The 14,757-nt window shown below is 63.0% G+C and carries 14 protein-coding genes; 8 read left to right on the forward strand and 6 right to left on the reverse strand.

The genetic code is table 11. The annotated features are described in order from the left end of the window. Positions 1-76: 76 nt before the first annotated feature. From ACE3PR_RS08110 to ACE3PR_RS08120, 3 genes are all read left to right on the forward strand, one after another. Positions 77-958 carry a tetratricopeptide repeat protein gene (locus tag ACE3PR_RS08110; RefSeq protein ID WP_374370303.1) on the forward strand — a complete coding sequence of 294 codons (882 nt, stop codon included), beginning with the start codon at positions 77-79 and terminating at the stop codon, positions 956-958. A gap of 85 nt (positions 959-1,043) precedes the next feature. Then, positions 1,044-1,781: a tetratricopeptide repeat protein gene (locus ACE3PR_RS08115; protein ID WP_374370306.1), complete on the forward strand. Its 738-nt coding sequence runs from the start codon at positions 1,044-1,046 to the stop codon at positions 1,779-1,781. Between the two features lie 4 nt (positions 1,782-1,785). After that, positions 1,786-2,562: a tetratricopeptide repeat protein gene (locus ACE3PR_RS08120; RefSeq protein ID WP_374370309.1), complete on the forward strand. Its 777-nt coding sequence runs from the start codon at positions 1,786-1,788 to the stop codon at positions 2,560-2,562. On the opposite strand, the gene ACE3PR_RS08125 is transcribed toward ACE3PR_RS08120, so the two are convergent. Together ACE3PR_RS08125 and ACE3PR_RS08130 are read right to left on the reverse strand one after the other, a co-directional pair. Beyond that, on the reverse strand, positions 2,559-3,731 hold the full coding sequence (locus ACE3PR_RS08125) for a patatin-like phospholipase family protein (protein WP_374370312.1): 1,173 nt from the start codon (positions 3,729-3,731) through the stop codon (positions 2,559-2,561). The genes ACE3PR_RS08120 and ACE3PR_RS08125 overlap by 4 nt on opposite strands. Then, positions 3,728-4,510 (reverse strand): 3-hydroxybutyrate dehydrogenase, encoded by a 783-nt coding sequence (locus ACE3PR_RS08130; RefSeq protein WP_374370315.1) that lies wholly within the window; start codon positions 4,508-4,510, stop codon positions 3,728-3,730. The genes ACE3PR_RS08125 and ACE3PR_RS08130 overlap by 4 nt, the downstream gene beginning before the upstream one ends. A gap of 265 nt (positions 4,511-4,775) precedes the next feature. Here ACE3PR_RS08130 and ACE3PR_RS08135 point away from each other — a divergent pair, with 265 nt between their 5' ends. The 3 genes from ACE3PR_RS08135 to ACE3PR_RS08145 are packed head-to-tail and all read left to right on the forward strand — an operon-like array spanning position 4,776 to position 8,216. Further along, positions 4,776-5,735: a TAXI family TRAP transporter solute-binding subunit gene (locus tag ACE3PR_RS08135; RefSeq protein ID WP_374370318.1), complete on the forward strand. Its 960-nt coding sequence runs from the start codon at positions 4,776-4,778 to the stop codon at positions 5,733-5,735. A gap of 13 nt (positions 5,736-5,748) precedes the next feature. After that, positions 5,749-7,845 carry a TRAP transporter permease gene (locus ACE3PR_RS08140; RefSeq protein WP_374370321.1) on the forward strand — a complete coding sequence of 699 codons (2,097 nt, stop codon included), beginning with the start codon at positions 5,749-5,751 and terminating at the stop codon, positions 7,843-7,845. Continuing rightward, entirely contained in the window at positions 7,842-8,216 is a 375-nt protein-coding gene (locus ACE3PR_RS08145; RefSeq protein ID WP_374370324.1) for a DUF1850 domain-containing protein, read from the forward strand. Before ACE3PR_RS08140 ends, ACE3PR_RS08145 begins: the two co-directional genes overlap by 4 nt. An 8-nt stretch (positions 8,217-8,224) precedes the next feature. Here the strand turns inward: ACE3PR_RS08145 and ACE3PR_RS08150 are convergent, their stop codons facing one another. Both ACE3PR_RS08150 and ACE3PR_RS08155 read right to left on the reverse strand, forming a co-directional pair. Continuing rightward, the gene (locus tag ACE3PR_RS08150) at positions 8,225-8,926 is read right to left on the reverse strand and encodes an HAD family hydrolase (RefSeq protein ID WP_374370327.1); all 702 of its coding nucleotides are present in this window, start codon (positions 8,924-8,926) and stop codon (positions 8,225-8,227) included. After that, a complete protein-coding gene (locus ACE3PR_RS08155) occupies positions 8,926-9,519 on the reverse strand; it encodes a DUF1989 domain-containing protein (protein WP_374370330.1) in 594 nt (197 codons plus the stop codon). Before ACE3PR_RS08155 ends, ACE3PR_RS08150 begins: the two co-directional genes overlap by 1 nt. An 88-nt stretch (positions 9,520-9,607) precedes the next feature. Between ACE3PR_RS08155 and hemN the strand changes: the two genes are divergently transcribed. Then, positions 9,608-10,954: an oxygen-independent coproporphyrinogen III oxidase gene (gene hemN, locus ACE3PR_RS08160; protein WP_374370333.1), complete on the forward strand. Its 1,347-nt coding sequence runs from the start codon at positions 9,608-9,610 to the stop codon at positions 10,952-10,954. On the opposite strand, the gene rdgB is transcribed toward hemN, so the two are convergent. Next, positions 10,951-11,559 carry an RdgB/HAM1 family non-canonical purine NTP pyrophosphatase gene (rdgB, locus tag ACE3PR_RS08165; protein WP_374370336.1) on the reverse strand — a complete coding sequence of 203 codons (609 nt, stop codon included), beginning with the start codon at positions 11,557-11,559 and terminating at the stop codon, positions 10,951-10,953. The genes hemN and rdgB overlap by 4 nt on opposite strands. Before the next feature lie 13 nt (positions 11,560-11,572). Continuing rightward, the gene (gene rph / locus ACE3PR_RS08170; protein ID WP_374370339.1) at positions 11,573-12,304 is read right to left on the reverse strand and encodes a ribonuclease PH; all 732 of its coding nucleotides are present in this window, start codon (positions 12,302-12,304) and stop codon (positions 11,573-11,575) included. Positions 12,305-12,606: 302 nt separating this feature from the next. On the opposite strand from rph, the gene ACE3PR_RS08175 reads away from it, so the two are divergent. Next, positions 12,607-14,691, forward strand: a complete 2,085-nt coding sequence (locus ACE3PR_RS08175; protein ID WP_374370342.1) for a PAS domain S-box protein — start codon at positions 12,607-12,609, stop codon at positions 14,689-14,691. Positions 14,692-14,757: the final 66 nt, after the last annotated feature.

Below are 14,757 nucleotides of genomic sequence, written 5' to 3' on the forward strand. Positions count from 1 at the left end.
ACCGTCGGCGCTTGACGGGTTGTTCTTGATATGTATTATTCTTCTAATACGGTTAATCAGCAACACCCGGACACCGATGCCGTTCCTCGTCTTTCTGGCCGTCATCGGCCTGCAGGTCTTCATGGTCGTGCATGTGCTCCGCAACGACAGGCCCTGCTGGTGGATCGGTGTCATCATTCTGGTTCCGATAGCCGGCAGCTTTGCCTACTTCCTGGTCGAAATTGCGCCGAGCCTGCGGGCCGCGCCCAAGGTGGTGCAGCTGGAGGATGTCCGCCCCACGTCCCATCGGACCGAAGATATCCATGCCCGGTCCAGCCATCGGAGATCTGCCCGGGCGCGCGCTCCTCACGCTCAACCCCTCCGTGCTCGGGCAATCCCGGCCGTTGCCAATTGGGCGGAGCAAATAGAGGAGCGCGAAGTGAAGGCGCGCCGGGTCAGCGACGTGATCGCCACCGGCACCATCAACGACAAGCTTGCCTGGGCCGAGGAATGCATGAAGCGCGCGCTCTACGGCGATGCCGCCCGTCTCTATGAAAGCGCGCGCGAAGGTTATTTCGTCAATGCCGCCGACATTCTCCTCGGCCTTGCGCGCGCATCGCTCGAAAACGGCGATTTCGTTGCTGCCCGCCAGGTGCTGCGCGAACTGGCGGCGGCGCATCCCAACACTTTCGTCCAGGAGCGTGGCATCCTCGATGCCCGGGCGCTCGCCGCCGGTGGCGATCTCGCGGGTGGCGTTGCCGAACTCGAACATCTCCTCGCGCGCCAGGACAGCTTGGAAGCGCGCCGCCTCGAAGCCCGTTATTACTACGCCGAATTTCTCTGGAAACAGGGGGTGAAGGACCTTGCGCTCGCGCAACTGGCCGAACTCATCCGCCATGGCCAATTCTTCAACATGACGGTGGAGGAAGAATTCTGGGTCTTGCGCGCGGACGAGGTGCGATCGGCCCTGATTTCCTGAATCGACGGCGTGCTTTCAATGCTGCGCCTCAATCGCGTTTTATCCACTGGAACAAATCGATCTGTCATAGCCAACCGAGCACGTCATGCCGATCATCGGAATTCTCGTTTTCGTCCTACAAATCAGCGTCGTCATCCATGCCTTACGCACCGGCCGTCCCTATTGGTGGATCTTCGTCATCATGGCCTTCCCGCTGATTGGCACGCTGATCTATCTGTTTGTGGAAATCCTGCCCGGGAGCCGCCAGGAACGCGCCGTGCAGAAGATCGGCACCGACATCGCCAAGGCCCTCTATCCCGACAAGGAACTCCATCGCCGCGCCGAGGAATTGGCGATCTGCGGCAGCATCCACAACAAACTGCAACTGGCACAGGAATGCACCGGGCGCGGTCATTTCGACGATGCCGTGCGACTCTATGAAAGTGCGCGCGAAGGTCCGTATCAGAACGCGCCGGATCTTTTGCTGGGTCTTGCCCGGGCGCATTTCTTCAATGGCGGCTTCACGGCGGCGCGGGATGTATTGGTCGATCTCCGGGCGGCGCATCCTGGATATTGCATGCAAGAGATTGCCATTCTGACGGCCCGCACCCTCGCGGCGCTGGGCGAAACGCCGGCGGCACTCCACGAACTGGAGACGATCCTCGACCGCTCGGTCGGGCTCGAGGCGCGCTATCGCTATGCCGAGATCCTCTGGAAGCAGGGCTCGATCGAGGGCGCGAGGCACGAGCTCAACCGCCTGATCGACCACGCCCAGCGTTTCAAGGTCAGCGCCGCAGAGCGGGAATGGGCCAGGCTCGCCCGCGACGCCCTTTCGGCACTCTAATCCGATGCCGATCCTCGCTTTCGCCGTTCTCGCTCTGGTGATCGTTCTGTCGGTCCATGTCTGCCGCTCCGGGCGGTCGAAGATGTGGCTGGCGGTGATCTGGATTCTGCCCGTGCTGGGCAGCCTCATCTATGTCTTTGTCGAAATGCTGCCGTCCTTGTTCAGCGCCGACAGCGCCCCCATGCGGGTGGCGCGCCGGGAGGGAAGCCTCGAAGACCAAGTCGACCGGGAGATCGACCGGCGGCTGCAACGGATGACGATGGATCAGGATTCCGAACAGGGCACCGTGCATAACCGCCTGCAACTTGCCGAAGCATGCCTTGTCCGCGGCAGGTTCGACGAAGCGATCGATCTTTTCGCCGCTACCCGCCAGGGCTTTTTCACCGATGCGCCGGATATCCTCTACGGTCTGGCGCGCGCGCATTTTGGCCGCGGCGATTGGAGCGAGGCCGTGAAGCTCCTCGACGAGCTCAGTCTCGGCAAGCCCAGCTACCAGCCGCATGGGGTGGCGATCCTTAAGGCGCAGGCCCTTGTTAAACAGGGCAGCGTCACGGCGGCCTTGGCAATCCTGGACACGGTGCTGGCGCAGAACGAGAACCTCGAAGGCCGGCGCCTCGAAGCACAATATCGCCGCGCCGAGATTCTCTGGCAGAATGGCGAGACGCAGAAGGCCGCTGCCGCCCTCACCGAGATCCTGCGGCACGAGAAGCTCTTTCGCGTCGGCGATGACGAACGCGAATGGATCCGCCTCGCCGGCCAGGCATTGCAGGCGATTTCCTAGGCTTCCTTCAACTTGTCCCAATAATGATGCACGTCGTGTGTCACGACCGCGCTGCCGCCGCTGGGGCGTGCCAGCCATTCGGGGTGTTTCAGCGTTTCGCGGATGTCGTGGAGGCCCGCCTGCCAATGTTCGCGCATGGTGACGAGGCTGAATTCGTAATCCTTGCTGTGGGTCTCGAATTGCTTGTCGCGGTAGATGAGCTGGATCGTGTTGTAGACCTTGCTGCAGGCCATCTCGCGCAAGGCCTCGATCTCGGGATCCGCCGCCTTCTCCGCCGGCAGCAGGTCGATGGCACGCCGCAAGGCATGCCGCAGTTTCTGCATCTCGTTGGCGGTGTTGGTGACGAGGCGCGTGCGGCTGGAATACTGGATGTCCTTCTGCCGCTCGGCCACTTCGAGGAGGTTTTGCGGCAGGGGCCCACGCGACGACCAGAGATCAACCTGGAAGGCCAGCGTATCGCGCCTGGGCGGCCGGGCCAGCACTTCCATCAGCGGCGTGTTCGAGACCATGCCGCCATCCCAGTAGAAGCAGCCCTCGATCTCCACCGCCGGAAAGCCCGGCGGCAAGGCGCCCGAGGCCATGAAATGCTCCGGCACCAGCTTCCGGTTGGCATTGTCGAAATAGGCGAAATTGCCGTTGGCGACATTGACCGCCCCCACCGAGACGCGCACCTGGCGCGTATTGATGAGGTCGAAATCGACCAGCCGTTCCAGCGTCGCCTTCAGGGGCGTCGTGTCGTAATAGCTGGTGGCGGCACCGCCCGGTGTCAGTGAAAAGAAGGGTGGCGGGAAACGCGGCGTGAAGAAACCGCGCTGGCCCTCGACGAGCGCCCGCATGGATGACAACGCACCGGCCCAGCCGCGCAGATCCCCATCGCCCAGCAAGGCACTGAGATCCGCATCGAAGGGAATCGTGGGCAGCAAGGCCGATTGGCAGATCGTCTCCCAGAACTCGTTGAGACGCTCCAGCCGCTTCTCCATCGGATTGCCGGCCAGGATCGCCGCGTTCAAGGCGCCGATCGAAATGCCGGCAAACCAGTTGGGTTCGATCCCGGCTTCATGGAGACCCTGATAGACGCCGGCCTGATAGCTGCCCAGCGCGCCGCCGCCCTGGAGCACCAGGGCCACGGTCTCATAAGCGGGGAGGGCGATCTTGGGGAAATTGCTCACTGCATGTGCCAGCCATGGCTCACCGTGATCGATTGCCCGGTCAAGGCCGCACTCGGGAAGGCAGCGAGGAACAGCGCCGTCTCGGCCACGTCCTCGACGGTGGTGAAGATGCCGTCGACCGTTTCCTTCAGCATGATCGTCTTGATCACCTGTTCTTCCGAGATGCCGAATTCTTTGGCCTGTTCGGGGATCTGCTTCTCGACCAGCGGCGTGCGGACGAAGCCGGGGCAGATCACATTGGCGCGTACATTGTATTCGGCCCCTTCCTTGGCGACGACGCGGGCAAGGCCCAGGAGGCCATGCTTCGCCGCGACATAGGGTGCTTTCAGCTTCGACGCCTCGTGGGAATGGACCGAGCCCATATAGAGAATGGCGCCGCCCTTTTTGTCCTTATACATGTGCCGCATGGCGGCGCGGGTGGTGAGAAATGCGCCGTCCATATGGATGGCCAGCATCTTCTTCCATTCGGCGAAGGGAAAATCCACGATCGGCTTCACGATCTGGATGCCCGCATTGGAAACGAGGATATCGAGCCCGCCCAGCTTCTGGACGGCAAGATCGGTGCCTTTATCGACGGCGGCCTCGTCGGTCACATCCATGGCAATCCCGATCGCCTTGCCGCCCTTGGCCACGATCTCGGCGGCGACCGCATCGGCGCCCTGCTGGTTGAGATCGGCGATGGCCACGGCGGCACCGGCTTTGGCGTAGGTTTCGGCGATCGCCTTGCCGATGCCGCTGGCAGCACCGGTGACGAGAGCCACTTTTCCGGCGAGTTGCATGATCCTTTTCCTTCCAGAAGGGGGGAGCGTTGAACCGCATCATATGGTGACGCGGCGTGCGGATGTTACTCAGAAATATTGCACTGCGGCATCAGCGCCGCAACCGGATGAAGAATTGTCGGCCCCATACCAATGTCTAGCCACCCATGCGTCCCGTGGGGTTTGGCATCGGCGGCCGGTGACGGCATACTGCGGATTAACCATCGGTACAGAACAGTGCCGGATCAATTATCCGCTCATCAGAAAATTCTCGGGAGGAATCACGATGACCCTTATCAGCCGTCGCTCTTTCACCGCCGCTGCCGCTGGCCTTGCCATCGCCGCGCCCTTCGTGCGTGGTGCGCGCGCCGACACCTTCATCAATGTGCTCGCCGGTGGCACCAGCGGCGTCTATTACCCACTGGGTGTGGCCTTGGGAAAGATTTATGGCGACAAGATTCCGGGTGTCCGCACCCAGGTCCAGGCCACCAAGGCCTCGGTCGAGAACCTCAATTTGCTGCAGGCCGGCAAGGGCGAGATCGCCTTTTCGCTGGGCGATTCCGTGAAGCTTGCCTGGGAAGGCGATGCCGAGGCCGGCTTCAAGGCAAAGCTCGATAAATTGCGCGGCATCGCCGCCATCTATCCCAATTTCATCCAGATCGTGGCATCCCAGGAATCCGGCATCAAGACGCTGGCGGATCTCAAGGGCAAGGGCCTCTCGGTGGGTGCTGCGAAATCGGGGACCGAGCTCAATGCCCGCGCCATTCTGGGGGCGGCCGGTCTCACCTATGACGATCTCGGCCAGGTCGAATATCTGCCGTTTGGTGAATCGGTCGAGCTGATCAAGAACCGGCAATTGGATGCGACCTTGCAATCTGCCGGGCTCGGCGTCGCCTCGATCCGCGATCTCGGTACCTCGCTTCCGATCCAGATGGTGGCGGTGCCAGAAGATGTGGTGACGAAACTGGGCGCTCCTTACGTCGCCAAGACCATCCCCGCCGGCACCTATGAGGGCCAGAGCGAGGACGTGCCGACCGCGGCGGTGATCAACTTCCTCGTCTCCCATGACGGCGTCGAGGACGAGATTGCCTATCAGATGGCCAAGCAATTGTTCGAGAATCTCGACAGCATGACGGCCGCCCACAAGGCCGCCGCCGACATCAATCTGGCCGGTGCCGCCAAGGACATGCCGATCCCGCTCCATCCCGGCGCCGAGCGGTTCTACAAGGAACAGGGAATCATCTGATTCCATTTCCGACATGACCGAACAACAGGCAAAATCGGGCGGCGAGCACGCGGGTGCCGCCGCCCTTGCGGCACCCTTCGCCAGGACACGCGAGGGTTACGCGTTGTTCCTGATCGCCATCGCGTTTTCCGGCTTTCAGCTCATCACCGCGGCGCATCTCGTCAATCTCTCCAGCCAGGTGATCCGCTCGGTCCATGTCGGGTTCCTGATCCTCCTCGCCATGCCGCTGATCGTGGCGGCGACCGGCGGGTCGCGGCCGGCGCGCATTGTCGCCTGGATCATCGGCGCGCTCGGCTTTGTGGTGGCGATCTATCAATGGGTCTTCTACGAGGATTTGCTGCTGCGTTCCGGCGATCTCAACCAGATTGATATCTGGCTGGGCATTCTCAGCCTCGTTCTCCTGTTCCTCACCGCCTGGCGGGTGATGGGACCGGCATTGCCGATCATCTGCGGCGTGTTCCTTGCCTATGCCATGTTCGGCGAATACCTGCCGGCCCCCTTCGATCACCGGCCCTATGACGTGGCGCAGGTGGTCGAGCAGATGGCCTTCGGCACCGAGGGCATCTACGGCACGCCCACTTATGTCTCCTCCTCCTACATCTTCCTCTTCATCCTGTTCGGCGTGTTCCTGGAACGCACCGGCATGATCAAGCTCTTCACCGATGTCTCGCTGGGCCTTGTCGGCCATGCGAAAGGTGGTGCCGCCAAGGTGGCGGTGATCGCCTCGGGCTTGATGGGCACGATCTCCGGTTCCGGCGTCGCCAATGTCGTCACCACCGGCCAGTTCACCATCCCGCTGATGAAAAGCTTCGGCTATCGGGCGTCCTTTGCCGGTGGTGTCGAGGCGACCGCGTCGATGGGCGGGCAGATCATGCCGCCGGTGATGGGCGCCGTCGCCTTCATCATGGCGGAAACCATCGGCGTTCCCTATGCCGAGATCGTCAAGGCCGCGGTCATTCCCGCGATCCTCTATTTCGTCTCGGCCTTCTGGATGGTGCATCTCGAAGCCGGCCGCGCCAATCTCCTGGGCCTGCCCAAGGATCAATGCCCCTCGGCCTGGGGCGCCTTGCGCGCGGGCTGGCATCTGGTGCTGCCCCTGGCGGCCCTGGTCTATCTGCTCTTCGACGGCTACACACCGCTCTTCTCCGGCACGGTCGGCCTCGCCTTGACCGCCTTTCTGCTGCTCGGCGGCGGCATCATGCGCGGCGTTCCGCAGATGGCGATCCGCATCATCTTCTGGCTGGTGCTGGGCCTCGCCGCCGCGGCCTTCGTGAAATTCGGCATCTGGGTCATGGTTGGCATCCTTGTGGTGCTGGTGACGCTCAATGCCTTCTCGAAAGGTGGACGCGAAGCACTGGCGATCGCGCGGGACAGCCTGGCCGAGGGTGCCAAGACCGCGATCCCGGTCGGTATCGCCTGCGCCATCGTCGGCATCATCGTCGGCACCATGACATTGACCGGTGCCGCCACGACCTTCGGCGATTTCGTGGTCTCGATCGGCGAGAAGAGCCTGTTCCTCAGCCTCCTCCTTACCATGGTCACCTGTCTCATCCTCGGCATGGGGATTCCCACCATCCCCAATTACATCATCACCTCGTCCCTGGCCGGCCCTGCGCTGCTGGAATTGGGCGTGCCGCTCATCGTCAGCCATATGTTCGTGTTCTATTTCGGCATCCTCGCCGATCTCACGCCACCGGTGGCACTCGCTGCCTTCGCGGCGGCACCCATCGCCAAGGAATCGGGCCTCAAGATCGGCATCCAGGCCTTGCGCATCGCGCTTGCCGGTTTCGTCATTCCCTTCATGGCAGTCTATACGCCGGCCTTGATGCTGCAGGATGGCGGCGCCCTTGCCGCGGCTTTCGGCTATCCGGTCGAGGTCGCCTATATCGTCTTCAAGACCGTTCTTGCCATCGGCCTCTGGGGCGCAGCCGGGATCGGTTATTTCCTGCGGGCGATGCCCTGGTGGGAGCGCATCCTTGCCACCCTCGCCGCCTTCAGCCTGGTGCTGGCTTTGCCGGTGACCGACGAATTGGGCTTCGTGCTGGCCGCCCTCTTCATCGGCCAGCATGTCTGGCGCGCAAGGATGGCGAAGCGCCAACCTGCCGCATGAATGTCTGCCTGCTGGTCGCCGGCGCAAAGCAGGTGATTGTGGCAGCCGGCAGCTTCACCCTCGCCTGGACGCATTCGGTCGAGAAGACGCGCTGGGAGGAAGATTGGCTGGTGGGCCAGGCCGGCCTGCAACTGGTCGAGGCGCGCGTCGCCGGCAGCGGCGCCGGAATGGAACCGCCGGACGGATCGGTCTTCGACGGCAAGGTCTGGCGCTATCACCCGCCGCTGGCCTTCATCGAAGACCAGATCGTGCTGGCCCGCTCAGGCGCAACTGTGGGTGCCTGGGAAATCTGCGCGGATGGCACGTGCCGGCCGATCCCCGAAACCGGCGCCACCGATGAAGGTCCGGCGATCCTCAAACCTTGTCCCTGATATTCCCGTTACAGCTTCCCGATCAGTTCCGGCAATTCGCCGATCGTCGTGAGCTTGCGGAAACGCGGATCGTCCACCGGCTCCTCGTCATGCTCCAGCACCCAGGTGAGGTCATGGGGCACGAAGACGCCCCAGCTTCCGGCTTTGAGGGCGGGGAGGATGTCGGATTTGAGGGAATTGCCAACCATCATCGCGCTCAATGGCCCATCGCCATGCCGGGCGAAGATGCGGCCATAGGTTTCCGGGTTCTTGCCGCTCACGATCTCGATCGCATGGAAGAAATCGCCGAGGCCAGATTGCGCGAGCTTCCGTTCCTGGTCGAAGAGATCGCCCTTGGTGATGAGGATCAGGCGATACTGGCCGGCAAGGCGCTCCAGGGTCTCGGGCACCTGTGGCAGGGTCTCGACCGGATGGTGCAGCATCTCGCGCCCGGCCAGCAGGATTTCCTGGATGACACTGGCGGGCGCCTGTCCCGCCGTCACCTCGATCGCCGTCTCGATCATCGAAAGGGTGAAGCCCTTGATGCCGAATCCATAGATCGCGAGATTGCGCCGCTCGGCTTCAAGGAGGTGTTTGGCGATGATGTCGTGAGCGCCGTGATCGGCCAGCAATTCGGCGAAGCGCTTTTCCGTCAGGCGGAAGAATTGCTCGTTCTGCCAGAGCGTGTCGTCGGCATCGAAACCGATCGCGGTAAGAGGTTGGCCGGTCATCACGCCACCCGGATCTCCACGTCATGGATCACACCATCCTTGCCGTTGATGGGCAGCAGATCCATCGGGCAACAGGAGAAGACAGCGACCAGATCCATTTCGGCGCGCAGGGTGACGGTATCGCCCGCCATGCTCATCGGCTCGTTCCAGAAAAGATCGCCGTTGAGTTCCCAGGGAATGTTCATGAAGAGATTGAGCGGCGCCGGTGTCTCGGGTGCCTTGAGGCCCAGCGCCGCGAGGGCGGCCGCCAGATTCTCGGTGCAATTGTCGTGATGCCCCTGATGCCCCAATTGCCGGTAGCGATGGGGATCGCAGGCGGCGATGAGGGTGTCGTGGCGCCCCGGAGAGGTGTCGTCGGTGAGGGTCAGGATCGGCCGGCGCTGGTTGGTCAGGTAAGCATCGCCCGTACGCGCACAGAGGCGCCGGAGACCCGCGCGGGTGTGCTCCATCGACATGAATTCATTCATGTCGGCGGCGTTGAAGGCCCAGGTATCGACCACCTGGCTGCCATGGGTATTCACCACGCCGAAGCTCTGCCCTTGGGCGATCTTCACGGCGAGGCCCTTGCGGGCGGGAACGATCAGGGCAGGCATTTATCTGGTCCTTTCGACAGCTTGCGACATTTCGGCGCGTTTGATTTGAATCAAGACCCGGGTGCCGGTCAATCACGATCATGCGGGCATGACCGATGCCAACCTCATCGCCAGATATGACCGTCCGGTGCCGCGTTATACCTCCTATCCGACGGCGCCGCATTTCCATGCCGGAATAGACCGGGTGGCCGTCGCCGATTGGCTGGCGGCCCTGCCGGCGGAAGAGCCGGTCTCGCTCTATCTGCACGTCCCCTTCTGCAAGCAGATGTGCTGGTATTGCGGCTGCAACACCCAGATCACCGCGCGCCATCAGCCGGTCGCGGATTTCGCCGAGAACCTCATTGCCGAGATTGAATTGGTGGGCCGGCACCTCATCGCCGGCGGCATCACCACGCGCCGCCGCGTCACCTCGGTGCATTTCGGCGGCGGTACGCCCAACAGCCTCGATGCCGATGATTTTCGCCGCATCATGATGGCGCTGGATCACGTCTTCGATCTCGCCGGCGATCTCGATCTGGCCCTCGAACTCGATCCCCGCCATCTCGGTCCCGATTTTCTCGCCGCCCTCCGGCAATGCGGGGCCGCCCGCGTCTCGCTGGGTGTGCAGGATTTCGACCCGGCCGTGCAATTGGCGATCAACCGCGTGCAACCTTATGACCTTGTAGCGCGCGCGGTCGAGGATCTGCGCGAAGCCGGTGTGCGGGGCATCAATTTCGATCTCATCTATGGCCTCCCCTATCAGAGCGTCGAGAGCATGGCCCGCACCGCGCAACTGGCGGCCAGCCTCAGGCCCGACCGCATCGCGCTCTTCGGCTACGCCCATGTTCCCTGGATGAAGGCCAATCAGCGCCTGATCGACGAAACGGCCCTGCCCGATGCGCCCATGCGCGCCCGGCAATTCGCCGCCGCTGCCGACATGCTGGTAACGCACGGCTATCAGCAGATCGGCCTCGACCATTTCGCTTTGCCCACGGATTCCCTCGCCCAGGCGCTCAGCGAGGGGCGCCTGCGCCGGAACTTCCAGGGCTATACCGACGATTGCGCCGAAACGATCCTGGGCTTCGGCCCCAGCGCCATTTCCTCGACCCCCTGGGGCTATGCCCAGAATGTGACCGACAATTCGCCCTGGGCGAAGGAGGTGAAGGCGGGGCGCCTCGCCACCGCGCGTGGCATTCAGCTTTCGGCCGATGACCGCCGCCACCGCGCGCTTATCGACAACATCATGTGCTATGGCGCAGCCGATCTCACCGCTCTGCCCTTGAATGCCAAGACGGAACTTGCCCGCCTTGCCCCGCTCATCGCCGATGGTCTGGTGCGTCTGGATGCCGGGCATCTGCAACTGACTCCGCGCGGCGAGCCCTTCCGCCGCATCGTCGCCGCGGCTTTCGATAGCTATCTGCAGCCGGATACCCAGCGCCACAGCAGGGCGGTCTAGGCGAAGCAGCCAGCTACGAATTTCCGGAACGCCACGGCGCGGTGGCTCATCTCGTGCTTCTTTTCGGGTTCCATCTCGCCGAAGGTGATCTCGTATCCATCGGGACGGAAGATCGGGTCGTAGCCGAAACCGCGAGACCCGCGTGGGGCATCGACGATCTCGCCCCAGACATCGCCTTCGAATTCGTCGCAATGACCGTCGGGCCAGGCCAAGGCGAGCGCCGAGACGAAACGCGCGCGGCGATCGCCCTTGTCCTTCAGAAGATCCAGCACCTTGCCCATCGCCATCGCGAAATCCTTGGCGGGACCGGCCCAGCGCGCCGAATAGATGCCGGGATCGCGATTGAGGGCCATTACCTCGAGACCGGAATCGTCGGCCAGAGCGGGGAGGCCGCTGGCGCTCGCCGCCGCCACGGCTTTCAGCCGCGCATTGCCGATGAAGGTGGTCTCGGTTTCCTCCGGTTCGGGCAGGCCGAGTGCGCTTGCCAAGACGACGTCGACCTTGAAAGGCGCCAGCAAATCGGCGATTTCCCTGAGCTTGCCGGGATTGTGGCTGGCCAGGACCAGCCTCCCCGCTCCGGATTCCAGGGCAAAGCGCCGCGCCATTATTTCTTCCCCATTACTTTTTCTCTGCCGCGGCTGCCAAGGTCGCGCGCTGCAGATCGAAAAGCTGCGCGGTGCCGTGGCGGGCGAGACCCAGCAATTCGGCAAACTGCGTGTCCGAGAAAGCGTGTTTCTCGGCCGTCGCCTGCACCTCGACCATGCCGCCTTGCGCGGTGAGGACGAAATTGGCATCGGCGTCGGCATTGGAATCCTCGGCATAATCGAGATCGAGCACGGCGAGATTGTTGTAGAGCCCGCAGGAGATCGCCGCCACCTGGTCGATCAAGGGAATCTTCTTGATCGCGTTCATCTCCTTCATCAGGCGGAAACATTCATGGAGCGCGAGATAGGAGCCGGTGATGGCGGCCGTCCGCGTGCCGCCATCGGCCTGGATGACGTCGCAATCGATCTTGATCTGGCGCTCACCGAAGGCGGTAAGGTCGGTGACGGCGCGCAAGGCGCGGCCGATCAAACGCTGGATCTCCTGGGTGCGGCCCGATTGCTTGCCCTTCGCCGCCTCACGATCGCCGCGGGTATGGGTGGCGCGCGGCAGCATGCCGTATTCCGCGGTGACCCAGCCCTTGCCGGAACCTTTCAGGAAGGGCGGCACTTTCTCGTCCAGCGAGGCGGTGCAGATGACATGGGTCTCGCCGAATTTCACCAGGCACGAGCCTTCCGCATGGCGGTTGAAGCCGATGATGAATTCGACGTTGCGCAGGTCGTTGGCGGCGCGGCCGGATGGGCGCATGACATTCTCTTTCTGGGTCATCTGAAGGGATGGGGGCTGGATTGGCGCGGAACCTACACGCCCGGTCCCGGCGGGGCAACCGGGCTGGGCCGGCTCACCCGGCACAAAACCACACACCGAAAGCTGCCCCGACAGCCTGTGACAAACAGCAACACACTTTCGTGCGTTGGTAAAAATCTATTCCTATCATGTGGTTGGTTGATAACGCAGTGAATGGATGGATGTTAGCTAACATATATTTAGTATTTGCCGGGCTAAGGTTTCCGAAGGCCGGTTCGCCCCGAGGCGCTCCCAAGGACGACATGACCAAGGTAAAGGCGCAGAGTGATTCGAACGTCATCGCCGCTTCCAAGCTGCCCCGCGATTCCGCCCGCAATGATCCCGTCTCGGTAGATCCAGTTGCGGGCGATCCGGCGCAGGGTGAGGACAGCGAATCGCTGTTCCGTGCCATTTTCGATCAGGCGGCGGTCGGCATCTGCTATTCCGACTTCGCCGGCACTTTCATCCGCGTCAATCGGCGCTTTGGCGATATCACCGGCTATACACCCGAAGAATTGGCCGGGCGCAATTTCGCCGACATCACCCATCCCGACGATGTCGACCTCGACGAGCGGCAGGGCAACGAACTCATCGCCGGCACGCGCGGCCCCTATACCATGGAGAAGCGCTACCTGAAGAAGGGCGGCGGCCTCGTCTGGGTGCGCATGACGGTCACTCTGGCGCGCAGCAAATCCGGGGCGCCCCAACGCCTGATCGGCGTCATCGAGGATATCTCGGACGTGATCCGCACCGAGCAGGCCTTGAAGCGCAGCGAAGCGCGCCTTCAGGAGGCGCAAAAGATCGCCCATCTCGGCGCCTGGGAGATCGATCACAGCGACGGCACCCGCGTCTGGTCGGACGAGATTTTTTCCATTCTGGAACTCGACCGCACGAGCCAGACCAATTTTTATCTCGCCTTCGAGAATGCGATCCATCCCGATGACCGCGAAAAGGTGGCGCGTGTCTATGCCAAATCGCTGGCCGATCACACGCCTTTCGACATGGATTACCGCATCGTCATGCCGGACGGGCGCCAGAAATATGTCGAGGTACATGGCCGTACCTTCTATGACAGTGACGGCAAGGCAGCGCGGTCGGTGGGAACCGTCCAGGACATTACCGAGCAGAAGCGCGGCGAGATCGCCCTGCGCCAGGCCAAGGAAAGCGCCGAGACCGCCAACCGCGCCAAATCCGATTTCGTCGCCAATATGAGCCACGAATTGCGCACGCCGTTGAATGCGGTGCTGGGCTTCGCGCAATTGCTGGAAACCGAGATGGCCGGGCCGGTGACCGAGCAACAACGCAGCTATCTGGGCTTCATCAAGGCGGGTGGCGAACATCTGCTCGAACTCATCAAGGATATTCTCGAATTCGCCAAGATCGATGCCAACCGCATCGGCCTTAAGATCGAGCGCACCGACGCGCATCAGGTCGTGGCGGCAGCACTGCCGCTGATCGAGCGCATGGCGTTGTCGCGCGAGATCGTCCTGCAGACGCCGGGTGCCGCCGCCGGGCCGGTGGTCATGGCCGACAGCGTGCGCCTACGCCAGATCGTCATCAATCTGATGAGCAACGCCATCAAGTATAATCGCCGCGGCGGTCGCGTCACGGTGAGTTGCAGTTCTCTCGAGGACAGCTTCGTGCGCATCAGTGTCGAGGACAATGGCCAGGGCATCCCGCCCCAGCGCCAGGCCGAGCTTTTCACGCCGTTCAACCGGCTGGGGGCCGAGGCGCAGGCGATCGAAGGCACCGGGATCGGCTTGGCGCTGGCCAAGCGCCTCGCCGAATTGATGGGCGGGCGCATCGGCTATCGCAGCACCTTCGGCAAGGGCAGCACGTTCTGGGTCGATCTCCCCGGTACCGATGCGGCACGCGACGGTACCGCACCGGTCAAACCGGCGCCCGGGCCGGATGCGGCTGTACCCACGCAGGCCGAACGGCCCCCCGTCAGAACGCCCACGCCCATCGGCCCGCAACCGGCGGTCGCGCGGTCGGAGTTCCGGCGCCGCATCCTCTATGTCGAGGACAATCCCGCCCATGTGCGCCTGATCGAAGAGGCCCTTGGCCGCGAGGCCAGCACCGAACTCAGTGTCGTGCACACACCGGAACTGGCCCTGGACGCGATGCGCTCGCTCACCCCCGATCTCATCCTGGTCGATCTCGGCGACCAGAACCTCACCGCGCGCAAATCGCATCGCCGGCTGCTGGCCATGGCCAGCGACCGCAATATCCCGGTCCTCGATCTCGGCGCCAATCCGGCGGTGGAACGGGACGGCAATGGCGGTGATCGCCCGGACCAGGTCGATATCCCGCGACTTCTCTCGGAAATCGCCCGCCTGGCGAAGTAGGCCCCAAAAGCCGGCGATTCCGGAGGAACGCGCGGTGGGTGGCAATTGCCGGCGCGGCGTCCTATA

It is taken from the genome of Dongia sp., from assembly GCF_041909655.1.
In the GTDB taxonomy this organism is placed as follows: domain Bacteria; phylum Pseudomonadota; class Alphaproteobacteria; order Dongiales; family Dongiaceae; genus Dongia.